23 protein-coding genes are annotated in these 23,552 nt (G+C 61.3%); 1 reads left to right on the top strand and 22 read right to left on the bottom strand.

Annotated features, from left to right (window positions below; translation table 11 throughout):
- Nucleotides 1-2: 2 nt before the first annotated feature.
- From GT613_RS07035 to GT613_RS06980, 13 genes are all read right to left on the bottom strand, one after another.
- Nucleotides 3-656, bottom strand: a complete 654-nt coding sequence (locus tag GT613_RS07035; protein WP_009306506.1) for an amino acid ABC transporter permease — start codon at nt 654-656, stop codon at nt 3-5.
- A 186-nt stretch (nt 657-842) separates the two neighbouring features.
- Nucleotides 843-1,673: a transporter substrate-binding domain-containing protein gene (locus GT613_RS07030; protein ID WP_015760081.1), complete on the bottom strand. Its 831-nt coding sequence runs from the start codon at nt 1,671-1,673 to the stop codon at nt 843-845.
- A gap of 509 nt (nt 1,674-2,182) precedes the next feature.
- On the bottom strand, nt 2,183-2,962 hold the full coding sequence (locus GT613_RS07025; protein ID WP_021410662.1) for a tyrosine-protein phosphatase: 780 nt from the start codon (nt 2,960-2,962) through the stop codon (nt 2,183-2,185).
- The gene (locus GT613_RS15465) at nt 2,959-3,234 is read right to left on the bottom strand and encodes a hypothetical protein (RefSeq protein ID WP_240132872.1); all 276 of its coding nucleotides are present in this window, start codon (nt 3,232-3,234) and stop codon (nt 2,959-2,961) included. Before GT613_RS15465 ends, GT613_RS07025 begins: the two co-directional genes overlap by 4 nt.
- A 193-nt stretch (nt 3,235-3,427) precedes the next feature.
- Nucleotides 3,428-4,420, bottom strand: a complete 993-nt coding sequence (gene nrfD, locus GT613_RS07020; RefSeq protein ID WP_114518494.1) for an NrfD/PsrC family molybdoenzyme membrane anchor subunit — start codon at nt 4,418-4,420, stop codon at nt 3,428-3,430.
- 1 nt (nt 4,421) lies between these two features.
- Nucleotides 4,422-5,081, bottom strand: coding sequence for a 4Fe-4S dicluster domain-containing protein (locus GT613_RS07015; RefSeq protein WP_057385287.1), 660 nt, complete (start codon nt 5,079-5,081; stop codon nt 4,422-4,424).
- 38 nt (nt 5,082-5,119) lie between these two features.
- The gene (locus GT613_RS07010; protein ID WP_227101289.1) at nt 5,120-6,127 is read right to left on the bottom strand and encodes a molybdopterin-dependent oxidoreductase; all 1,008 of its coding nucleotides are present in this window, start codon (nt 6,125-6,127) and stop codon (nt 5,120-5,122) included.
- Nucleotides 6,128-6,152: 25 nt separating this feature from the next.
- Nucleotides 6,153-7,772, bottom strand: a complete 1,620-nt coding sequence (locus tag GT613_RS07005) for a molybdopterin-dependent oxidoreductase (protein WP_009609514.1) — start codon at nt 7,770-7,772, stop codon at nt 6,153-6,155.
- Nucleotides 7,773-8,134: 362 nt separating this feature from the next.
- On the bottom strand, nt 8,135-9,070 hold the full coding sequence (locus tag GT613_RS07000; RefSeq protein WP_021410655.1) for a slipin family protein: 936 nt from the start codon (nt 9,068-9,070) through the stop codon (nt 8,135-8,137).
- A 9-nt stretch (nt 9,071-9,079) separates the two neighbouring features.
- Entirely contained in the window at nt 9,080-9,466 is a 387-nt protein-coding gene (locus GT613_RS06995; protein WP_009306515.1) for a GntR family transcriptional regulator, read from the bottom strand.
- 138 nt (nt 9,467-9,604) lie between these two features.
- Nucleotides 9,605-11,155, bottom strand: a complete 1,551-nt coding sequence (locus GT613_RS06990; RefSeq protein ID WP_156732820.1) for a hydantoinase/oxoprolinase family protein — start codon at nt 11,153-11,155, stop codon at nt 9,605-9,607.
- Nucleotides 11,156-12,259: a DUF917 domain-containing protein gene (locus tag GT613_RS06985; RefSeq protein ID WP_161172571.1), complete on the bottom strand. Its 1,104-nt coding sequence runs from the start codon at nt 12,257-12,259 to the stop codon at nt 11,156-11,158.
- A complete protein-coding gene (locus tag GT613_RS06980) occupies nt 12,256-13,674 on the bottom strand; it encodes a cytosine permease (RefSeq protein ID WP_009609521.1) in 1,419 nt (472 codons plus the stop codon). The genes GT613_RS06985 and GT613_RS06980 overlap by 4 nt, the downstream gene beginning before the upstream one ends.
- Before the next feature lie 338 nt (nt 13,675-14,012).
- Here GT613_RS06980 and GT613_RS06975 point away from each other — a divergent pair, with 338 nt between their 5' ends.
- The gene (locus GT613_RS06975) at nt 14,013-14,693 is read left to right on the top strand and encodes an alpha/beta fold hydrolase (RefSeq protein WP_009609525.1); all 681 of its coding nucleotides are present in this window, start codon (nt 14,013-14,015) and stop codon (nt 14,691-14,693) included.
- A 153-nt stretch (nt 14,694-14,846) separates the two neighbouring features.
- Here the strand turns inward: GT613_RS06975 and GT613_RS06970 are convergent, their stop codons facing one another.
- The 9 genes from GT613_RS06970 to GT613_RS06930 form a co-directional block, all read right to left on the bottom strand.
- Nucleotides 14,847-15,161, bottom strand: coding sequence for a UDP-glucose dehydrogenase (locus GT613_RS06970; protein WP_009609532.1), 315 nt, complete (start codon nt 15,159-15,161; stop codon nt 14,847-14,849).
- A 223-nt stretch (nt 15,162-15,384) separates the two neighbouring features.
- On the bottom strand, nt 15,385-15,870 hold the full coding sequence (locus tag GT613_RS06965; RefSeq protein ID WP_009609517.1) for a GDSL-type esterase/lipase family protein: 486 nt from the start codon (nt 15,868-15,870) through the stop codon (nt 15,385-15,387).
- Between the two features lie 241 nt (nt 15,871-16,111).
- Nucleotides 16,112-16,789 carry a DapH/DapD/GlmU-related protein gene (locus GT613_RS06960; RefSeq protein ID WP_083803375.1) on the bottom strand — a complete coding sequence of 226 codons (678 nt, stop codon included), beginning with the start codon at nt 16,787-16,789 and terminating at the stop codon, nt 16,112-16,114.
- A gap of 177 nt (nt 16,790-16,966) precedes the next feature.
- Nucleotides 16,967-18,559, bottom strand: a complete 1,593-nt coding sequence (locus GT613_RS06955) for an asparagine synthase-related protein (protein ID WP_226844146.1) — start codon at nt 18,557-18,559, stop codon at nt 16,967-16,969.
- 21 nt (nt 18,560-18,580) lie between these two features.
- Entirely contained in the window at nt 18,581-19,858 is a 1,278-nt protein-coding gene (locus GT613_RS06950; RefSeq protein WP_009609516.1) for a polysaccharide biosynthesis C-terminal domain-containing protein, read from the bottom strand.
- 3 nt (nt 19,859-19,861) lie between these two features.
- Complete coding sequence (locus GT613_RS06945; RefSeq protein ID WP_009609515.1) at nt 19,862-20,989, bottom strand: DegT/DnrJ/EryC1/StrS aminotransferase family protein; 1,128 nt, start codon at nt 20,987-20,989, stop codon at nt 19,862-19,864.
- Nucleotides 20,976-21,554: an acyltransferase gene (locus GT613_RS06940; RefSeq protein WP_009306525.1), complete on the bottom strand. Its 579-nt coding sequence runs from the start codon at nt 21,552-21,554 to the stop codon at nt 20,976-20,978. The genes GT613_RS06945 and GT613_RS06940 overlap by 14 nt, the downstream gene beginning before the upstream one ends.
- On the bottom strand, nt 21,551-22,273 hold the full coding sequence (locus GT613_RS06935) for a WbqC family protein (RefSeq protein ID WP_009306526.1): 723 nt from the start codon (nt 22,271-22,273) through the stop codon (nt 21,551-21,553). The genes GT613_RS06940 and GT613_RS06935 overlap by 4 nt, the downstream gene beginning before the upstream one ends.
- On the bottom strand, nt 22,273-23,511 hold the full coding sequence (locus tag GT613_RS06930) for a GNAT family N-acetyltransferase (RefSeq protein ID WP_009609513.1): 1,239 nt from the start codon (nt 23,509-23,511) through the stop codon (nt 22,273-22,275). The genes GT613_RS06935 and GT613_RS06930 overlap by 1 nt, the downstream gene beginning before the upstream one ends.
- Nucleotides 23,512-23,552: the final 41 nt, after the last annotated feature.

The following is a 23,552-nucleotide window of genomic DNA, read 5'->3' as shown; positions in this document are numbered from 1 at the left end:
TCCTAATCATGGTAGTAGTTCAGCCGCTTCTCGACGCGGGTGAGGATGATTTCCACGATAAAGTTGAACACCCAGTAGATCACGCCCGCGATGACGTAGGGAAGCATGCTCACCTGCGAGGCGGCGATGGCCTTCGCCTGGCTGAACATCTCCATGATGCCCAGCACGAACGCGAGCGAGGTGTCCTTCACCAGCGTGATGATCTCGTTGCTCATGGCGGGCAGGATGCGCTTGACCACCTGGGGCAGCACGATCTTCATGAACGTCTGGAACCGCGAGTAGCCCAGCACCTCGGCCGCCTCGTACTGCCCGCGCGGGATAGACTGGATGCCGCCGCGGTAGATCTCGCCGAAGTAGGCCGCGTAGTTGATGATGAAGCCGATGGAGCACGCCCAGTACTTCCAATCGTTGCCCATCTGCAGGCCGAACAGGTAGTACGGGCCGAACATGAGCGCCATGAGCTGCAGCATGAGGGGCGTGCCGCGCATCACCGAGATGTAGAAGCGCGTAACGAGCGCGACCGGCTTGAACCGGCTCATGCGCCCGAACGCCACCAGCACGCCCAACGGCAGCGAGCCGATGAGCGTGGTGACGAATATCTGCAAAGTGAACGCCAAGCCCGAGAGCAGAAGCTCCATCATGGTAGCGAATTCCATGTTCGGCCTTTCTCAAACATAACAGGTTCAGTAACGTCAGCGAGGGCCGTTCCCGTGCCGAAGATTCGGGGGATCGCGGAGGCGAAGCGTACTGCGGTACGCGAGCTTCCGGGATCGCGCGAAGATTCGGTGCGCGAACGGCCCGCAGCGTCGAGCAGGTCCGCCGGCCGTCAGGCCGGCGGAACCTTACAGCACCCAGTTGTCGTAGGTGATGCCCTGGTCGGCGTACTTGTCGCACAGCTGCTTGACGGTGCCGTCCTCGTCAAGCGCCTTGAGGGCGTCGGTCACCTGCTTGGCCAGCTCGGTGTCGCCCTTCTTGAAGCCCACCGCGTAGTTCTCGGGAGCCAGCACACCCAGCTTCACGTACGTGTCGGGCTTGGCCGCCATCTGGTAGCTGGCGATGGACAGGTCGCATGCCACGGCGTCCACCATGCCGGACTCAAGCTGCATGAACGCGTTGTTGTAGTCGCCGATGGTCTGCAGCTCCTTGAACGTGTCGGCCAGCGCCTTCTGACCCTTCTCGTCCTCCAGCACGTGCAGCGCCGCCGAATCGACCTGCGTCAGCACCGTCTTGCCGGCCAGATCCTCAAGCTTCTTCGCGTCGCTGTCCTTCTTCACGACCACCACCTGCTCGTTGTACATGTACGGCTCAGAGAACGTGTAGTCGTTCTCGCGGTTCTCCATGGTGAAGCCGTTCCAGATGCAGTTGATGGTGCCGCTGCCGATGAGCGCGTCCTTCGCGTCCCAGTCGATGGGCTCCAGCTTGAGCTCCCAGCCCATCTTCTCGCACACGGCTTTGGCAAGCTCCAGGTCGAAGCCGGTGAACTGGCCATCGTCGCCCACGTAGCCGTACGGCGGATACCCCTGGTCGAAACCCACCGCCAGCGTGAACGAGCCGTCCGTGGCCGCGCTGTCGGCGCTCTGCGCATCTCCGCCGCCGGAGCAACCGGCCAGCATCACCGCAGACAGCGCCAACGTGGCGACAGCCGCCGCGAGCGCTACGAGTTTCTTCTTCATCGCATCTCCCATCATCCTCAAGTCCGGCCGATGCGCTCCCTTCCCTGGTGGCGCCTTCGCTTCGGCCGCTTTTCTACTTTACTGTACTAAAGCGCGGGGACAGTATAGCACAGCCGCCGAAAAGCGGAACCCCCTGCGATCGGGAACCGGCGACGGACGGCGCAAGCGGAGCGAGCGCGAGCCGGCAGCTGCCCCGAAGCGCAAGCGCCACGACGGACATCACATCGAGGCGGCTCCGAGGTGAGGGCGCAATGGCGGCCCGGCTCGCCATTGCGCCATGGCGCTTTCCGTATCGCCCCGCCTTTCCCCACGAAGCTGTTGGCAGAGATTGCGCGCTATGAACGATTTGCCGAGCATACAGAAAAAGGCGAGCTGGGAGTTTCTCGAACCATTCCCGAAAAGATGCCCTGAAATCGTGCATACCATACGATCTGTGCCAGAGCGCTTTCCGGAATGCGCCTGCTTCATGCGGAACCGGTGCGAGCGCGGCGCCCCGCAACGGCCCGCGCTCAGCGAGCCAACAGCGCGCGGAGGCTCGCAACTTGAACGGGCGTCAGGCGCAGCGCGTCACGCACGTATGCCGGAAACCCGCCGACGCACCCCTCGACTTCGTCGAAGAACGCACGCAAGTACGTCGGCCGCGCCTCTAAAAACGACGCCAGCACCGCGCGCTCGTCATCCGACATCCCCTGCGACAACTGAGCCGTCTCGTGAGCCGCCGTCTCGGCGTTCGCCTCGTTGGTGGCCAGGTACGCAGCCATTATGTCGTCTTCGGGGCATCCGGCTATGCGTTGCAGCACGGCGCACAGCACGCCCGTGCGATCTTTGCCGTGCTCGCAGTGCACGAGGGCAGGCAGGCGTTCCGCGGCCATCGTGCGCAGAACGGTTCCCATAAGGGGAAACTCGCGCGCATAACGCCGGTAATTGCAGATCATGCGCTCTTCCGGACGGCCGTACTCGCCGATGACGCCGGCCACCAGACGGCGAGACGCGTCCGAACGTCCACGATCGGTGGAAGGTTCGAATGCGAGCGTTTTAGCGCCGACGATACGCGGTTCGGGACTGGACGCCACCTCCCAACGGTTACGCAGGTCGTAGATAGAGCGAACGCCCAAACCGCCCACGACGAACGCCGCCTCGTGCTCGGTGATGCGCGAAAGCGAAGCCGACCGGAACAGGCGCGCGCCCTCAAGCGGCCCCCCGTCGATGGCGCGCAAGCGGATGCCGCCGAACGACGCGACGCCCGGCGCGCCCGCGCCCGCAGGCGCGCCCGCCCTCGCGTCCGTCACGACTCTACCTCGAAAGCGTATTCCGCGACGATATCCGATACCGTGCCGTCGCCGTCGAGCGCGCGCACCTTCAGCAGATAGCGGCCGGGCCGTTCCGGACGATACACGAAATGCCAGTTCACGCCTTTGTCGATGACCGCGCCTGCCGTCTGATAGGTCGTCCAGGTTGCACCGCCATCCAACGAGAACTGCATCGCGGACACATTGCGCTCGAAATCGTCCACGTACCCGTCGAACTCGAGAGGCTCCCCCACCCGATGCGCCACCGCCATCCCCTTTCACCGGCAAACTCCACCTCGTCCGCGCGAACGATGCGCGCCCGTCCACCCTACCACAAGCAAACACCCCGCGCAAAACCAAACAGGCCGCCCCCTTGCAGCAGCGGGCGACCTCGAAAACACGGGCCGGCAGCCAAGGGCTGCCGGCCCGCTTGCGAAAGACAGCGAGGGAGGGCCGTCCTCGCATCTATCCGATCAGGCTCATCACCGTTTCGGCAACCAGGTCGGCATGCATGCCGGCAGCGAGGATCAGGAAGCGGAGCGCGCACCCGCCTATCAGAGCGCCCACGGCGCCCGCCGCCATCAGCGTGCCGCCATGCTGCTTCATACCGGGCTTCTTCTTGCCGCGCTTGTGCAGCACAAGCCCCGCCACGGCCATGGCCAACGGCATCGCCAACCCGCACGCTGCCACCAGAGCCCAAAAGCAGGCTGCGAGATCGCCCGTCAGCAGCAGCGCCGCAGAAGCCGCAGCCGTCGCGCCCACCGCCGTCTGGACGTCGCCTCCCAGCATGACCGCAAAGAACGCCGCCAACACCGCTATCTCGACCAGCACAAGCACCACGACGATCCGCTCCATGAGCACGCGCGCCTTGGGAGCAAGGGCATCCTTCTTCGACAGCGCGAGCGCCACCAGCTCCACCAACGCCACGCCCGTATCGAAGGCCGACACCGTGAACAGCGCCGGCAGCAACGGAGTGCTCCACAGAGGAACGCTGCCGGCCGCCATAAGCAGCATGCCCGTGTACACCGCCACGAACGCGCCCAGCACGATGCCGATCACCGCGAGCACCCGCCGCAGCGCGACGCCCCGCTTCTCGAACCACTTCCACTTCTTCGCCAGCCACACGCCCACCGGGCGCGTCGCCAACAACGCCGACACCGCGAACACCGCCATCGCCGCGAACGCGCCCCAGGCGCCGTAGGTCATCCACGAGGTGAAGTGGCCGAAACTCTGCCACATCATCAGGCCTCGCAGCGGCGTGATGAGCTCGGAAAGCAGCAACAGCAGACCCACCGCAAGGCTGGCTAGCGCAGCCCACATCGACACGCACACGATCAGGCGATGACGCGTCCGGTCGATCAGGAACAGCACCGCCGCCATCACGAACGCGCCGGCGCCCATGCCGCCCAAGAACAGGTACAGGGCGGGTTGCCAACTCCATATCGTTTGCAGCTCCATACTACTTCTCCGTTCCCAGCACCAGGCAAGAGGGACCGTTCGCTTGCGCGACGGGAACCGCGGAATGGTTCGTAAGCTCCATCAGCTCATCCAAAGGCCCGAATTGCAAGGCGCCGAATTTGCACGCGCGCACGCAATAAGGATCCTCCCCTATTGCAACCCCCGACCCTTGGCAGCAATCGCATTTGTCCATGGAAACGGAGTTGTACTTCGGCACTTCGTACGGGCACGCCTGGAAACAGTACTTGCATCCTATGCACACGTCCGGATTCACCTTCACGATCCCATGGGCGTCCTTCGAGATGGCGCCGGCCGGGCATACCTTCATGCAGCTCGGATCCTCGCAATGCATGCACGAAGTCGAGATGAAGAAGCTCCTCCCTCTTCGGCGCTTGAACGAAGATACCGTTCTCCTGTCAGGGGTATCGTCGGATAGATTGTTTTCCTTCCTGCACGCCTCGACGCATCGTCCGCATCCGGAACACCGCGCAAGGGCGACGAGGAAGCCGTACGCCGCGCCGTCGCCGTCTTGCCGTTGGTCGGCCTCGCGGGCATGCGCCTCGCCGCCGAAAGCGGCAACGCCGCCGAGGACGAGCGCGCAGGTTCCCGCAGCCGACGCCTGCAACAGCGTGCGGCGCGTCACGCTCACATGTTCTCCCATTTCAAACACTCGCTTTCAAGATCGAAGTGACGACGAGCCTACGCTTCAACGTCGAACACCACGCTGGAGGCGAGGGGAGAGACCGTGCCGTCCTCCGTGACCGCGCGGACGTCGAGCTTGAAGGTGCCCGCCGTCTCGGCCACGTAGTCGAAGTGCCAGTACACCCAGTCCTCGGCGTTCGAGGAGGAGGTGTCGAACGAAGTCCACGTCTCCCCTCCGTCCATCGAGAACTCAACGGAGGCAACCTTGACGCCGCAATCGTCGGCGTAGCCCTCGAAGAAGACCATGTCGCCCACCTTGAAGCCGCCGTCGACCGTGCTGAGGATGTTCACTTTGGCGCGGTACTCGTCGTCCGGGCCCTGCACCTCGGGCACCTCATCGGAAACGGACAGCTCGATGTCGGTGACCGCGCGGGTGAAGTACTTGGCCACGGTGTCGGGCATCCACACCTGCAGGCGCTCGCCCTCGGACAGCTTCTGCTCGTCGATCTGGTACACCAGCAGCGCTTCCTTCTCCAGCACGTACGATAGGGGCATGGGTAGGCCGTAGCCGTCCTTGTCCTTGAACGTGATGGTGTTCACCTCGGGGGCGATGTCGGTCATGGACAGCATGTCGGACACCTTGACGCCCTTGACGCTGGCCATGGCGAGGGCGGGGCTCATGCCGCACGTGCAGCGCATCTTCTGGATCTTGGAGTCCATGCGCTCGATCTCGTCGAGACCCACCGTGTACACCTTCTCGACGTTGCCGCCGATGTTGAGGTAATAGCTTTCATGGGTGACCGCATCGAAGGCGTAGCCCGGCTTTGCGCACAGGGCCGTGGTCGCCGTGCCGAACAGGTTGAACACCTCGTCGGCCGGAGTAACCACGTCCTGGCAGAAGGTGAAGTCGCCCGAGACGTTCGCAACCTTGTCGTAGTCCACCGCGTTGCGCTGCATCGTCTCGACGGGAAGCAGGCTGCTTTGGGCCATCGCCATGTCGAGCCCTCCCAGAGCGCCCGCGCCTCCCAGCAGAAGGGTCGCGCCCACCACGGTACAACCCAGCATCTTTGCCCCAGTAGCGTATCTCATTCTATCCCTCCACATTGCTCTTGGCGGTCACCATCACCTTTTGGATGTTGGTTCCCACGAGGCCGGTATCGGTGGTGCCCCGCACCATCAGCACGTAGCTGCCGTCGCTTTCAGGAGTCCACGTGTAGTGCCAGTACACCCACTTGCTAGGATCGGTCTGGCCCAGATCGTACGGCGTCCAGGTCTTGCCGTTGTCCATGGAGAACTCCAGCTTGACCACCGCCTCGTCGTAGGCGTCCGCATATCCCTCGAAGGTGAAGGGCTTGCCGGTCTCGATGATCATGCCCTCGGGGACCTTGAGCACCGTCGCATTCGGCTTGTTGATGTAGGGGCCCTCGCCGTACGAATTGAAACCGTTCATCATCCAGTCTTCCCACGGCTTTTCCTCGTCGGTCAGCTTGTAGCCCACGCACTGCTTGACGTACGACTGGGCGTCGCACTTCTCGACCCAGTTGATGCAGGGGCTGCCCTGGCTGGGATCGAGTGGCTTGCCACCGATCTCGTAAACGAGGTACACGTCTTCGAACGAAGCCTCGGGGACGCCGCGGTTGCTGTGCGTCTGGGCGCCGTTGGTGCGGAACTCCTGACGATCGAACAGCACGCCGGTGATGTCCTTGCTCGCGCCGCCCGCCTTCTCGATAAGCCAGGTCAGCGGGATGCCCGTGATCTCAACGTTCGAGATGCCGCCGCCACCGGGCATGTTGTCGACGCAGTGGATCTTCGAAAGCTTCGTCACGGTGACCCCGGCCGCCTCGGCTTCGGAGATCAGGTCGGCCAGCTTCGCCGTGAACGGCTTGTTCACCAGGCCGTCCATGGTGATCTCGAAATTGTCGACGAAGTCCTTCGGAAGCTCCGTATCCAGCACGTTCTTGCCCATGATGTGGATCAGGCTGTCGTAGCGGGAATGGATCCAGTCGTAGGTGAACATGTCCTCGGGGGCCACGACGGTGTCCTGATCGAACACGAACTCGCCCTGGACGTCGGGAACCTTGACGATGCCGTCAAGATGGTCGTACTTGACCACGTCCCAAAGCTCGGCGCCCTGCTCGTTCTCCGTCATGTTGTGGCAGCTGATGCATTTGCCGCCACGCTCCTCGAAGTTCTCGCCGTTGCGTTCGCCGTAGTGGACGCCGTGCATGACGGTGCCCATCTCGTAGCCGTCGTCTGCGCTATGGCAGAGCATGCACTGGTCGACCGTGATCTTGCTGCCGAGAGCGTCGTTCCAGACGGTCGGATGGCTGTACTCCATGTTGGCCAGGGCGTCGCCGAGATCTTCATGGCAAGCCCCGCAACCGCGGTTGTCGGCATCAAGATAGTAGTTGTTGTACGACGTGCCGCCTTCGTACGGACGGTTCCAGTGGTAGCACTGGTACTCGGTCGGCGTGCGCTGAACCTTCGTGCCGTCTTCCAAGGTGCGGATTTCGGGAGCGTACTCCTTGTTCAGCTCGTCCTGACGCTCGTTCACCCCGTCAAGATACGCTTCGGCCTCCTCGATGCTGTTCTGATATTGAACCTCGGTCGAAGAGCTCTCCCCTTCCGCGGCTCCTTGCTGCGCGCAACCGGCGGCGAACAGCGATCCCGCCATCAGCATCGCGGTCACCACCATCAGCTTCTTTCTCATTCCCCTTCCTTTCTTTCGCTCGTTTCGTGCGGATCAACGCGGAAATCCCCGCGCGCCGCTTTCACCGTAAAGGCTTGCTCGCCTTCTGCCTTCAAAACGGTAATGAACGGAATATCGCCCCCTCCCTTGACAGGAACGCTGCACGATACGACCCTCCCCCGTCGCCCGTATCGTATCATAAATCATACAAATTTGTGATACTTGTCTTACATGTTTATGATTCTTTTTCGAGTATAGATACCCGGCACCGTTGCCGGGCACAGATGGAACCGTGGTCAACCGGCATGCGTCGAGCTCGCACACGCGAAAGGGGCTCCGCGACGGCGGAGCCCCTTCAGGCAAACGGATGCGCAGACGGCGCGCTAGGCTTTCTTCGCGATGTTCTCCAACCCCTCGAACGCCTCGGACAGGGCGCTGGGGATGACCACGAGACCGCCCTTCTCGCGCACGCTGTCGGAGACGAAGCTCATCGCACGCAGCTGCAGCGCCGCATCCTCGCGACCGTAGGTCCGCGCGGCGTCCACGAACATCTCCGATATCTCCTTCTCCACCTCGGCCAGTATCACGCGCGCGTTGTACTCGCGCTCGGCGCGCGCCTCGGCCGACAGCGATTCCTGCAGCTCGTCGGGGATCTCGATGTCGCGGATCTCCACCGACACCACGGTGATGCCCCACTCGTTCGTCTTGCGCTCCAAGATGTCGGCCACTTCGCGGTCGATCTGCTCGCGGCGCGTGCTCAGCTGGGCGATGTTCACCGCGCCCATCACGTCGCGCAGCGTAGTCTGCGCCGCCCAGTACACCAGGCGGACGTAGTTCTTCACCTCCGAGCACGCCTTCCCGGCATCCCACACCGTCCAGAACAGCACGGCGTCCACGTTCACGGGAACCAGGTCGGCCGTCAGCACGTGCTCGGCCTTGAACGCCGTCGAGCGCATGCGCATGTCCACCGTAGCCGCCGAGTATTCCACCAGCGGGATCATGAAGATGAGGCCGGGGCCGGCCACGCGGTTGAACTTGCCGAAGCGCAGGACCACCGAACGCTCCCACTCCAGCACCACGTGCATGCAGCTGAACAGCACGGCGCTGGCCAACGCGCCCACGACGACAGGCGCAAGCGACCATGTAAGCCACCCCATGCCTGCGAACAGGAAGAACGCGATCAGCGTCAGCACCCACCGAAGCGCTGTCGCACCCGTGCGGCTGGTCGTCGTCTCGTCGAACTGCGCTTCGGTCGCAATCACGACGTCGTCGGCGCTCACGTCGTCCAACTCGTCGAAGTACGGCTTCTTTTCGCCCATGGCTCTCCCCTATCGATCCTCGAGCTTCGCGAACGCTTCCTCGATTCGCGTCATCGCGTCCGCGCGGGAAACCCCCGTCTCCCGTACCACGCGAACCAATTCCTCGATCACCACGTCTACAGGCGAATCGGGCAGGCTGAGCGCTTCCCGATCGATTTCCGCGATGGTCGAGCGTTTTCCACGTCCCGACAAGATCAGCCCGTCGGTCTCCAGATCCTGATACACCTTATGGATGGTGTTGTAGTTTACCCCCAGCTGAATGGCCAGCTCGCGCACCGTAGGCAGCGTATCCCCCGGCCTCAAGTGCCCTGACCTGATGAGGAAGATCATGTGGTTGCGGATTTGGATCCACACGGGAACGCCCGATGTATCGTTCACCCGCAACGTCTCGAACACGCGCCCCAACCTTCCTGCCAAAGTATCATCTAGTCGTATGATAACACAAGCGAACGCCAACGGATCGACTGGGAAAAGAAGCGCGGCCGTCGCGTTGACGGCCGCGCTCGGCAAGGCGCGATTCTTGCAACCCGGAAGCTACGCCAGGTCGCCCGCGGCTTTCACCTTCACGCGGTTCGTGTGGCCCGGGTAGTACGCCAGCGGCACGTCTTCGGCGTCGATAATCTCCACGGTGTCGCGCACGGCGCCGGCCTCCACGGCCGCCTCGACCGCTGCTGCGCGCGCCGCGGCCAGCGCCTCGTCGCGCGGCGTGACGTCGTAGTCCACCAGCGCCTCGTACACGCCGCTGACTTTCGAGATGGCCGAGCCGATGGCGTTCGCGCAGCCCGCGTGCTCGGGCGCGTCCACCTCGGCCGTACCGGCCAGCTCGTGCGGCAGCACGATGGCGCCGCCGCCCACCAGCACCACGTCGATAGGATCGCTGGACACCTTCATCACGTCGATGGCGTCCTCCACCATCGCGCGCATGACGGCCATCGCGCGCTCGGCCACGTCCTGCGGGATATCGGCCACGAGCGAGGCATCCCCCACCGAAGCCATTCCCAGGCGTACGGCGATGTCGGTGGCCGTCATCGTATCGCCGCCGAACACCAGCGCGCGCTCGGTGATGGCGTAGCCCACCGAATCCGGCCCCACGGTGACGCTGCCGTCATCGGCCACGCGCACGATGGAACCGCCGCCCAGGCCGATGGACACCACGTCGGGCATGCGGAAGTTCGTGCGCACGCCGCCGATGGTCACCGCCACGCCGCTCTCGCGCGGGAAGCCGTGCGACAGAACGCCCAGGTCAGTAGTGGTTCCGCCCACGTCGATGACGATGGCGTCGTCGCGGCGCGACAGGTAGCTGGCGCCGCGGATGGAGTTCGTCGGCCCGCACGCGATGGTGAGGATGGGATAGCGGCGCGCGTGCTCCATGGTCATGAGGGTGCCGTCGTTCTGCGACAGGTACACCTCGGCGTTCACCACGCCCTTGTCGGCCAGGCTCTGAGCGAAGCCCTCGGTGAAGCGGCGCGCCACATCGTACAGCGCCGCGTTCAGGATGGTGGCGTTCTCGCGCTCGATCAGGCCCATCGAGCCGATTTCGCTCGAGATGGACACGTGCACGTCCTCGCCCAGCACCTCGCGCGCAATCTCTGCGGCGCGCAGCTCGTCGTCGTTGCGCACGGTGGAGAATACGCTGGACACGGCCACCGCCTCCACGCGCCCGCGCACGCCCTCGAAGAACGCGCGGCACGCGGCCTCGTCGAACTCCGCCAGGCGCTTGCCGTCGTACTCGAAGCCGCCCTCGATGATGAGCGCGTCCACGCACACTGCCGCGATGTCGTCTGCCCAGTCCACCATCGGCGGGATGCCCACCGTGGCCGGCGCGCCGATGCGCAGGATGGCGATGGGCGCGAGGCCCTTGCGCTCCACGATGGCGTTCGTGCACTGGGTGGTGCCCAGCATGGCCTGCCCGATGAGTGTGCGGTCGACGCCGCTCTCGTCGAGCACGGCGTCCACCGCGCCCATGATGCCCATGTAGATGTCGCCCGAGGTGGGGTTCTTTACCGCGGCCACCACCTGCAGGTTCTCGTCGATCAGGACGGCGTCGGTGTTCGTCCCGCCCACGTCGATGCCCAACTTGTACATTTACGCTCCCTTCCGCGCCGAGCGCTCTTCCACGGGGATGTAGTCGGTGTCGATGCCGAAGTACCGCGGTCCCACGAGGTCGAGGCCCGCCGACGTGCGCCACATATCGAAGCACTCGAGGCCCACCACCAACACGCGCTTGCCGTACTTGAGCGCATCGGTGGGCACGGGAATGAACGTGTCGGGGTCCACGAGGCAGATGAGGTCGGGCACCGTAGCCACGATCTCGCCGTCCACCGTGCAGCTGAGATTCTCGTTCTGGAACTCGACGAACGCCTGGGATCCCTTGTCGTCGGCGATGCCCTCGAGCATCACCTTGCCGAAGTTGAACGCGCCGCGCGTCTCGCGCAGCACGTCGGAGATCTTGCCCTTGAACAGCTTGTGGCCGCCCGTGAACTTCAGGAAGAACCCCTCGGGCGTGAGGCCGGCCGCAGCCGCCTCGTCCTTCGCCGTTCGGATGGCGCGGCCCAGTTCCTCGGAGCGCGTCACGATGCCGTGCACGCCGTACTGCTTGCAGGTGTCTACGTCCATGCAGAACAGCGCGATGGTCAGCGTGCCGCCCATGGTCATGGTGGCGGCGCGGGCGATGTCCTCGGTCCACTTGTTCGTGATGGTATCGAGGATGCCGGAGTTGCCCTTCTCGTCGATGAACGCCATGGGCGTGGCCGACGCGCCGCCGATGGTGAACGTGACCATCTGCAGCTCGGGGAATGCGCGGCCCATGCCGTCCACGTCCACCATGGGAATGCCGAGACGCGCGGCCGCGGCGATGGGCAGCATGGAGTTCACGCCGCCGGCCTCGATGGGCATGGTGGCGTAGATGGGCTTGCCGTAGTAGCGCGACACCATATCGAACAGCTTGGCGAACTCGTTGGCGCCCACGCCCTTCTCGGCAAGGATGGTGGGTGCGCCCATGGATGCGGCGGGCATGATGAACGCGCCGTCGGGCACCTCGTCGATGCCGATCAGCTCCACCTCGCCGCATTCCTTCACGGCGCCGATGGCCGTGAGCTTGCCGATGTAGGGATCTCCGCCCCCGCCGGCGCCGAGGAGCGCCGCGCCCAGCGCGATGTCCTCGATTTCCTGGATGCCGATCTTTCTCATGCTTGTCCTTCCTGTGCGCGTTCCGAAGCGTCGAGTGTGACCTGGTTCATGATAGCCGATTCCGCGGGTCGCTTGAACGCGACGGGCCCCGCGAAGCGCTCGCCGCCCGTCAGGCGGTAGGACAGCGCATAGGCGGCCATCGCCACGACGATGCCGTTCACCGGCCCGACGAAGAACGGCAGGTCGAGCGCTTCCAGCCCCGGCACCAGCGCGAACGTGCCGCCCGTGACGAGCGCCACCGCGATGCCGCACGCAAGCCCTGCCACGCCCGCCGCGGACACGCCGTCGGGCACGCGCACGTTCGCCGGGCGGCCCTTGCGCACCAGCCAGTAGTCCGCCACCATCACGCCGGCCAGCGCGGGGCCGCAAGCCGACAGCACGGTGAGGAACGCCTCGAACTGCCCGAGGATGCCGCCCACCGCCAGCACGATGCCCGCAACGCCCGAGACGGCCGTGGTCAGCTTGCTGCCGCCCTCGCCCTTCCCCAGCATGACCGCGAAGCCGAGCCCGGCGGAGTACACGTTGCTCGCGTTCACCGTCCACGCCGACAGCACGAGCGCGATGAGGCCTACCGCGGGCAGCCCGATGGAGTTCATGATACGCGCGATGTCGCCCTGGCCGGTTACGATGGCCAGCGCCGCGCCGGCCAGCAGCGCCACAAGCGCTGCGGGGATGACGCCGACGACGCACGAAAGCACGGCGTCCTTGCGCGTGCGCGCGAAGCGGGCGAAGTCGCCGGCCGTGGCGCCCGCGAACGCGAACAGCCCCACCGCCATGTTGACGCCCGCGATGAGGCCGATGGCGTCGGCGGGCAGCGGCACGTAGCCCAACAGCGCGTCGAGGCTGCCGGTCTGCGCCACCGAAGCGCCCACGCCGTACAGGCAGATGGCCACCAGCAGCGGCGCGGCGACGGAGCTCACCCATTTCAGCCCGTCGAAGCCCACGAGCGCCGTCGCCAGCATGAGGGCGCCGAGCGCCGTCGAACACGCCCACACGGGCACGGCCAAGCCGAACACGTCGGCCAGCATGAGCGCCAGCGAGGCGCCGCACACGGCTGTCTGCACGCCGAACCAGCCGATGGTGACGACGCCCACGATGAGCGACACGAGGTAGCGCGCGCCGGTGCGCCCGAGCGCGGGGGCCGCGAGCGAAGCTGTGGGAAGCCCCAGGTCGGAGGCCTGCATGGACACGAAGCACATGTACGCCACGATGAAGCCGAATCCCACGAGCGTGGCCAGCGCCGCGCCGCTGAGCGCGAGCCCCAACCCCAGTGCCGCGCCCACCATGAGCGTCGGCGCGCTGAACATGCCGCCCGCGCGGATGAATGCGATGCTGGTCCAACTCTTGCGCTCGGATTCGTCGATGCGCAGGCCGTCGGCTTCCGCCGCGGCAGTGGTGTTGCGTGCCGTGGGCACCGGTGCCTCCTCGTCCGTCGTTTTTCAGGTGGTATCGGCTCGAAAGTGTAGCACAGCCGCGCGCCAAGCTGGGACAATCACGATTTGGACGCAAAACGGCACCCATGACAATCTTGGAGCGCTTCCGATGCATCGCAGCATGTAACCAGATCGCATAAGCCCAGGTGGCGAAGATCGAGCATGCCCTTTCCCGCCCGACTAAGCTGCTGAAATTGTCATGGGTGCCGTTTTGCGTCCACCGCAATCCGATTCCGACCCGTCGCCGCAGCGTGGCAGGAGATTTCCGCAACTGCAAGGGAGTAGAATGGGAGCCGCCCGGCGAAAGAAAAGGAGCCCGCATGGACGTCGACCTGCACTACCGTGAGCAAGGAACCGGCGAGCCGCTCATCCTGCTGCACGGCAACGGCGAGGACGGCTCGTACTTCGAGCGACAGATGGACGCGTTCGCGTCGCGCTTCCGCGTGATCGCGCTCGACACGCGCGGGCACGGTCGCTCGCCGCGCGGGGAGGCGCCCTTCACCATCCGCCAGTTCGCCGACGACCTGCTGGCGTTCATGGACGGGCAAGGCATCGAGCGCGCGCATCTGCTGGGATTCTCGGACGGAGGGAATATCGCGCTCGCGTTCGCTCTCGCACATCCCGAGCGCGTGGGCAAGCTCGTGTTGAACGGGGCGAACCTGGACGGCGGCGGCGTGAAGCCGTCGGTGCAGCTGCCCATCGTGGCGGGCTACGGGGCGGCGTCGCTCTTCGCGCGCTGGAGCGTCCGCGCGCACCGCAAAGCCGAAATGCTGAGCCTCATGGTGAACGACCCGAACATCGCCCCGGAGGAGCTAGCCGAGCTGAGGGTGCCGACACTGGTGGTAGCCGGCACGAGGGACATGATCAAAGAGGAGCATACCAGGTTGATCGCGAGGAACATTCCAGGCGCAAGGCTGGCCTTCGTGGAGGGGGATCACTTCGTGGCTGCGGGGAACCCCGAGGAGTTCAACAAGGTCGTGAGGAGGTTTTTGGAAAGCTGATAAACCTAGCCAGGATGCTTATGCAATACGCATGTAAATTGCATAATGCAAGCGAAAAATCAGGTAGTCGCGAGTGTCGGAAGACCGGATCTAATCCCGTCTGAACAAGTCGCGCGTGTACACCTTGCCGGCAATGTCGGACAGCTCGTCGCTTCAACGGTTGGCCACGACGAGATCGCAGCGCTCCTTGAACGAAGCCAGGTCGCGAACGACCTCGCTGCCGAAGAAGTCGGGGGCGTCGAGCGTCGGCTCGTACACGACCACGCACACGCCCTTCACTTTCACGCGCTTCATGATCCCCTGCACGGAAGAGGCGCGGAAGTTGTCCGAGCCGGTCTTCGTGGTGAGACGGTAGACCCCCGCGACCGGGCTCTTGACGCCCGCCACTCTCGCCAGCACCTCGTCGGCCACGAAGTCCTTGCGCGTGCGGTTCGCGTCCACGACGGCCCCCATTATGTTCTGGGACACGTCCGCGTAGTTCGCCAGCAGCTGCTATAAAAGACGCAAATTCGATTCTTTAAAACCTTGCTCGCTTCTTCTAGATGCTCTTATACCGGACTAGTTCATGTTGCAAAGAAGCAGATACTCATGATTAAGAGAATACCTCAAGTTGCGAGAGATGACCTTACCAGAAACATGCTTCTGTTTTCATTATTGGAGCGAGGCATCTTCACATCTACTGCATCTAACCTCATTCTATCGCAGGGCAATCGAGCAACGCATTCAACCATGTTTCATATCCGGCACCTACAAGGTGAACCCCATCGGCTGAATAAAGATCGGCGTTGCGCTCTCCATCAACAAGAAACAAAGGATGGAGATTCAAGTATTCAACGGAGACGTATTCGGAAGCAATCTCTTCATAGCTCTCGTTAAGCCGGAGGATCGCGACTTCGTCGACGTCTTCCGCTGGCAATACGCTCTGTATCACTATCGTCGTGTCAGGCAGGCTAACCAAAAGCGATTCGACGATCTTTTTGACATTGGCAACCGTCGTGGCTTCAGGAACGCCCGTTGCCAAGTCGTTTACGCCGATCATAAGGAATACAATATCTGGGCGGCAATCCGATACGGAATCCAGACGATTGAGCACCCCTTCGGAAACATCGCTTCCAATTCCCCTATTGATAACCGTGCAACCAGGAAAGAACTCACTCCAGAGCCCGAGTTGCGTCAAGCTATCGCCGACAAAGCAGATATCGGCTTTGTCGATTCGAACGACTTGATCAAACTGAGAAGTGAAATCGTAGTAATAGTGATTGGCGCGATAATCATACCCCCCCCCCCAACCTTAGGAGCGACCTTGATCGCCCCGAAAATCAAAATCCCCACGATGAGAACGATGTTCAAGACAAGCGAAAGACAATGAGCAATCCGCTCTCTAGGCTTTTCAGCACAACGTCTTCCGCTTCTGCAACTCATCGATCTGCCTCTTTCTCGAGAGTGTTGTCAAGACGCTTGATAACCTTCGCGGGAACTCCGCCTAAAACGCAGTGCCCTTCGGGAAAACCTTTCGTCACAACAGCGTTTGCGCCAACAACCGTATGGGGTCCCAATACGACACCGGGAGTGATAACGACGTTCGCTCCCAACCAACAATGATCTCCAAGATCAATGTTTTGCGGCTCGGCGTGAACGTCGGGATTCGCTAAATCGTGATTCGCGGTGATGAGAGAACATCCTCTCGCTATCCAAACCCCTCTTCCGACTCTGATTCGGGCGTTACCGAAAGTCTGAAAAAGCGCGGTTCCGTTAAAATTGTTCAAATCATCAATGTGAAAGTCAACATTTCTACCGCAATCGCATGATCGGCCGATAGGCCACGGAATCCCACGGCCGTGGCCAGTGAGCAATTTCCTAATCATTCCGTTGAAGGCCCAACGCCATCCTGGTGACCAAAAATGCTCGAATTGCTTTCCGGAAAGAAATTTTCGATCATAAGCGAGTATCCCAAATACTTTGACAAACCCGAATACGAAAAAGGCATCAATTCCGTTAAGGATAAACAGATGAATTGGCTTCTTGCGATTAACAATCTTTTCCTTTAGGCTTGACGACTGGTGATCTTCCTCCAGTCCACCCTTTTTTACTTCCACTACCTCAAGCCTTTCTCACAACGACGCAAACCAAATCCTCGATACATCTTCCATACCTTCAGCATTGCATCGTCTTCGTCACACGAAATGGTCAAGTTAGCTTCTTTTGGCTTTGATTGCATCTGCGCTTCATTGTTCGACTCATTTGACCTTCAACCTACAAAGAAGAGCGGAGACCTACGTCTGGAGCAGACCGTCTTCCAGAACGACAGCCAAGCTATCATCCATTACCTTCGCATTGGGAAGCTCCATCGCATATCTATTTTTCTTTAAGACCGACTTAAATTCCAATTGGCCATAGGCACTGAAATAGGCGTTTCGCCGAGCGGGAGAACGACATATGCACCCCTTGATTCGTCTCACTGCGGAAATCAAATGAGCATGGGATTTAACAATGTTGCGCAGCGTAACTACAGGCGCATCACCCTTTTCGTAAAAAAGACCGAATTGCGCCGTCCCTTCATTTACAAAACGCCTGATCAATTCTTTACGCCATGCGTCCTCGAACGAGACATTCATCCAGAAATCACACCATCTCCTGTCCAACAGTGGGAGATACCATTCATAGTTCGCAAATTCGTAGTTTCTCACATCGTTCACAATGAACTTATTGATATACCCTATCGTGTGAATCGTGTCGGCAGCCGCAGCGCAATCTTTGTAGGAATACCCTCCTTCGGGAAGGTCAATCAAATCAGCAATTACGCTTTCGAGTCGATTGCGTCGTACGCCCGACGGCAAGTCGATTCGGCATTCGACAAGACACGAATTCGCAACGAGCCGCGCCTTCGAGATCGCTCTTTTAAAGACAGGAGAGCATTTCAACTCCCCTCCCATAATAGAACCAGCATGCCCCGGCAAAAAAACGGCATCGTCCGGCAACGCCCCCCTCCCTTTAAGAATGTCGAGCGCAAATGCCATTAATATATGGTTTATGCGTCCTCCTAAAATGCTATAGCGTAAAGCTTCCCGATATCGATCGGAACCGAATCTTTCGCGCCACATCTCGCCCGTAATTTCAACATGCTCCCACGGAAAACCGAGATTGCTCGCGACTCTCTTCCCGATCATAACATCCTCGCTATCGCGCGCTCCTATCGAGAAAGTCAGAACTCGCTCGTAATCAGCCGCTTTCAAGCATGCTGCTATCGTCCTGCTATCCAACCCGCTCGTAATGGGAATCACAGCCGTCCTACCATCAAGAAACCTGATAACATCCCGAAAAACAGGCCGTACGACATCCTCAACTTGATCAAGACTGGCGGAGGAAGATGGAAATGCTCTTTTGAATTCCCAATATCTGCGCTCTTCGACACTCCCGATTTTCTTGTCAATCCTCACATACGTCCCCTCGTTAACCTCTCGGACATCCTCCCAAAGAGTCCTTCCCCCGTAGGTGACGTAAGTACATTGATATTCAAGCAGTCCTAAATCATCAATCATTTTGCTTTTAGAACAACTAGGGGCATCGTCGCTCACTACTATAGTGCCGGAAATACGATCAACCGAAAAGAACAAAGGGAAGGACCCCAGGTGGTCGACAGCTAAGTAAACCGACTCCTCAGAATCGATCACTATTGAAAAGAAGCAGCATTGTTTCTCTAAGAAATCGAGTAGATCCGTTTCCAAAGATACGGCATTGCCGCATCGAGATGCGACAGCAGCAAGGGTTTCCTTTTCTATTCGGTGAAGACAGCCGATCACCCAAGCTGATCCAACCTGTTCCCAAAAAAACCCACGATAACTCCCCAGTTTTAGAGACAAATTCACGCACAATCACCAAGCTTTCAATTACTTATCGCTTTCTTTGAGAGAGGAGCGCAAGCCTCTCAAAGAAAGCAGCGATACGAGAACCGTTGTCGAAACGGTAGCCAACGCCGCACCAACAATGCCGAAAGCAAACGTTAGGGGGACGATCAGAGCGACGTTCGCAGCCAGAGATACAACCGAAACAACAAGATTGAAGCGAACACGATGAAGACAAGCTAGGAGATTGACGCTTACGGTTCGCAACGGGGACACAATCAGGCTCAAAGAAATTATTCGAAATGCCGTAGCCGCATCAACATACTCCTCCCCCCATAGCAATTTGATAATGTCCGGCGCCCAAATGAAGAGAACGACCGCAATGACAGCCATAGGAACAAGACTCCCAAAAAGAAGCACTCTAGCATGTTTCGAGAACCATACTGAATCCAAACGGTGTTCAGCAAAATAAGGCAAGGCGAATATGACGATGCACTGCGGAATGAAAAGAAAACCTTCCGGGAGCATCGTAGCGACCTTGTAACACGCCACGTCGATCGAACTCGCTACGATAATACCCACCATAAGCACATCCAAGAGGTACACTACCGAGTTGAACACGCTCGATATCCCCGTCGGAAGCGAAAACTTCCATAAGCCGACCGCTTTCTTTGAAGAGAGGAACTTAGTGGATCGAAGGGGGAAGCCGACGCCCTTCAATAGAATTACAGCGACAGAAATAGTGATAGCGTAGGCGGCGTACCTACCACTGATCACTCCCGGCACACCCGCCGCAAAGGCTCCGACACAGCTCAGCCCCGTATATCCAATCGTATTGACGTTCAGCAACAAGGAGTATTCTTTATTGAGTTTCCTTGAACGCAGTATGCTGCTTGCGTACTGGAAAAAGTAATCCAGAGGAATCAAGGGAGCAAGCATTGCTAAGCAATGCCCCGAGCCTGCAATTGAAAGCCCTGCTCCATATCCGACAAAAACAAGAAGCATCATTATGACCGCATCTATGAATAGCCCGACCGTCAACACGTACCTTTGTATTTCGAACTTCTCTTCGACCGGTCTTTTTTCTGAGCTAAACTGCAACAAACCGCTTATCAGTCCAAGCCCCGTAAAAAGAAGAACGATCGAATATATGCTGTTGGCGTAGGAGAAGACGCCGTATTCGTCTTGCGTCAAGAATCTCACTATGAGGATATTCGAAGCGAACACGATCAGCTTGTTCGTAAGGGTTGAGCCCAGTATATGAAAGAACCCCCTGTTCAGAAGATTCTTCGCTTGCACCGCCAATGTGTCGCGTATCGACATCGTCTACCCAAAAACGGTGACGAGGGAATCCGCCACGACCGATACGTCTTCCGAGATCATATACGGCCCCATCGGCAGGCTCAGCACCGTCTCGCACAGCCGCTCCGTCACGGGGCAGCCGTCGGGGCACAGGCACGCGCCCTCGAACGCCCCCTGCCCGTGCATGGGCTTGGGGTAGTAGACCATCGTCGGGACGCCCCGCTCCTTGAGGGCGGCCTGCAGGGCGTCGCGGTCGAGGCCCTCGGGCAGCCGCACGGTGTACTGAGCCCACGAGCTGCGGAAGCCCTCGGGGACCTCCGGCAGGGCGAGGCCGCTTCCGGCGAGGGCCCCGGAGTAGAGGGCCGCCGCCCCGCCCACGGCGTCCAGCTCGCCTTCGAACGCGTCGAGCTTCGCAAGCAGCACCGCCGCCTGCGCGGTGTCGAGGCGGCTGTTCACGCCCACGCGCACGTTGTCGTACTTCATCGACCCTTTTCCGTGCACGGCGTAGCTGCGGACCAGCTCCGCCCACTCGTCGTTGTCGGTGAACACCGCGCCGCCGTCGCCGTAGCAGCCCAGCGGCTTGGCCGGGAAGAAGCTCGTGGTGGAGACGTCGCCGAACGAGCAGGCCATCCGGCTCCCGATCGACCCGCCGAAGCCCTGCGCGCCGTCCTCGAGCAGGAGCATCCGGTGCCGCTCGCACACCTCGCGTATCGCCGTGTAGTCCGCCGGCAGACCGAACAGGTCGACGGCCACGACGACCCTGGGTGCGAGGTCCGTCCCGTCCTCGACGAACCGCACCGCCTCCTCGAGTTTGGCGGGATCGAGGTTGAACGTACGCTCGTCCACGTCGACGAACACCGGCATCGCACCGAGCAGCGCGGGAGCTTCGCCGCTTGCGAAGAACGTGAAGTCGGGGACGAACACCGCGTCGCCCGGCCCGACGCCCCACGCCATGAGCGCGAGCTGCAAGGCGTCCGTGCCGTTGGCGCAGGTTATGCAGTGCCTGGCGCCGACGTAGGCGGCGAGGCGCGCCTCGAGCTCGGCGACCTCCGGGCCGCCGATGTAGCGGCCGTGCTCGAGCACGCGGGCGATGCCCGCGTCGATGCCGCCCTTGAGCGCCTGATACTGGGCATTCAGGTCACGAAACTCCATGCTGCACCTCTTTCAGCCCCTCGTCGCTCTGCGCGTACGTCCTCCCGCAGGCGCTGCACGCCAGGTCCTCCGAAAGGACCGCTCCGCATTCGCACGCCCATCCGCGCTGCCGCGCCGGAACGCCCAGCACGAGCGCATGCGGCGGGACGTCCGAGGTGACCACGGCGCCCGAGCCGACCATCGCCCACGCGCCTATTTCGTGGCCGCAGACGATCGTCGCGTTCGCCCCGATCGACGCGCCTCGGCGGACGACCGTCCTCTTGTACCCATCGCCGCCCTTGGGGTATTTCGCCCTCGGCGTCAGATCGTTCGTGAACACGCAGGAGGGGCCGCAGAACACGTGGTCCCCCAACTCCACTCCTTCGTAAACCGAGACGTTGTTCTGGATCTTGACCCCGTCGCCGATCTTCGCGTTCGCGCCCACGTAAACGTTCTGGCCGAGAGAGCATCCTCGGCCGATGGAGGCACCCGATTGGATGTGGCAGAAGTGCCAAACCTTCGTGTCGTCACCGATTGCCACGCCCTCGTCAGCATAAGAGCTCTCGTGCACGTAAGGAGCCGTCATGGGATCATCTCCTTGCGCATGTTCTCGTTGAACATCCTCCGGGCGCCGTCGATTCCGCACTGGAAGAGCGGATCGAGCGCTGAAAGATTGGGGACGAACCCGCTCTGCCGATATTGCGGGTACTCGGGATAGGAAAACTCCTGATAGCGCACAGCGATTCCCTTTTCAGCGAACGACCGGTCGTCCATGTACGCTCGCGCACCGCGACCCGAGAGGTACACGTCGGCCCCGCAAACCCTGCAGAGGCCCAGGACCAGATCGTTGTTCTTGGCTTCGATATCGTATGGCAACGAGCTTTGCAGCACCAAGGGGGTTTCTATGCCGTAAGCGGATCGCAGCATCTCGATGCTCGCCATGTCCAGATCGAGAAGGGTGTCGCAGTCAGCTTCGAGCACCTTCGCCACAAGGGGCATCACCTCGTCGAAATAGGGGGTTTTCCTATAGTTGCAATCGATAAAGCCACGGTGCTTTTTCCTTGTCTTCGGCCAATTGGAAAGTCGCACATCCCTGGTCGGTTTTTCAAGGTAGCCCTTCTTTTCCACGCTCAAGGACAGGAGCTTCGCCTCTCCATCGACCTGGAGGAACCTGTTCCTCGACATAGGGGAGCCGTCTTCGAACTGCACCTCGTCGAGCACGACGAACTCGTCTGCTTTCGCCATCTTGTCTAGATAGCCGAGCCACGGGAAATAATGGGGCTGATGCATGGCGACGGTCTTCATCACGGCCTCCTTCCGAGAACGTAGGTGTGCTGGATCCGCTCCTCGCCCTTGATCGGAACCACGAAGTCCCCGTCACGGACGCGCTTCATGCCCAGGCGGCGGGCAACGTGCGCCGAGGCGGCGTTCTCCTCGTCGATGCGGGCGACAATCCTGCCCACGCGCACCTCGTCGAAGCAGATGTCGGCGAGCTTTCCCAGAGCTTCTCTCATGTAGCCGCAGCCCTGGAAGGCGGAGTTGAGCGCGTAAGACACCTCGCAGGAGCAGGCGGCGGCATCGAAGCGGTAGGCGCGCACGGTGCCGATGAGCTTGCGAGGCTCGCGGAGCTCTATGCCGAGCAGCAGGTCGTCCGGCTCCGGTCGGGCGAGCTTGGAGGCTATCCAATCCCGCGCCTCCCCGGGTTCGCCATGGGGTGCCCAATTCAGGAATCTGCTTATCTCGGGGTCCGACGTGTATTCGAACATGTCGGCAGCATCCTCCAGCCGCAAGGGACGCAAGACGAGCCTTTCGGTCCCAAACCGCTCATTGCGCAGGGAAGCGAGGCGGGCGGAAAGGACGTCCGCAGAGCCGAGCACGGAGTCGAGCCCGGTAAAGTTGCGATCGAGGCTGCCCAGGCGATCGGCGCCCGCCCTTTCTATAAACCGCCGTAGAGATTCCTCGAGCGAGGCCTCCGTCCCGCCGTACCAGAACGGATGGGTCAAGATATGCAGGCGCGGATACTTCCCGGACTCGATCATGTCCAAAATGGGCTTGCGCCACCGCCTCCGGCTGTCCGAAGCGTATTCGAAGCCCTGGAAGAACTCGCTCGAATAGCTGTTGACGATGCCGGGGATGCTCCACTGCGCTTCGAGCGACGCCTTGCTCGGACGGTGCATGGAAACGCATTCGATGGGCAGGCCGAGGGCGCCCCCCAGCGTGTCCGCCTCGCGTTGGATCGCGGCGATCGCGTCGTCGCCGTCCTCGTACTGCGTTTCGTCGTAATGGAGCCCGATGTCGTGGCCGAGCCTCGCGATCTCTCGAAGCCTCTCGACGTTTCCGCGCTCTAGGGGGTTGTAGAAATCCGTTCGCAAGAGCACGAAATACGTCGATCGGACGCCCTCGCTCGATTCGAGCTCGGCCATCGCGAGCGCTGCGATCGGATCGAAGTCGATGTCGTGCCGCAAAATGACAGGCTTCCCAACACCTCCCCAATCGCCGTACCCGCAGAACCCGTACCCCCGTTCTTTCAGGATCTGAAGCATGTTCCTGTAAGCGCTGTGAGTGAAAGGCATCTGAGCACATG

Origin of the sequence: Eggerthella sp. BIOML-A4 (genome assembly GCF_009875575.1) — a bacterium.
Classification (GTDB): domain Bacteria; phylum Actinomycetota; class Coriobacteriia; order Coriobacteriales; family Eggerthellaceae; genus Eggerthella; species Eggerthella lenta.
This window is presented reverse-complemented; position numbering and strand designations above follow the sequence as displayed.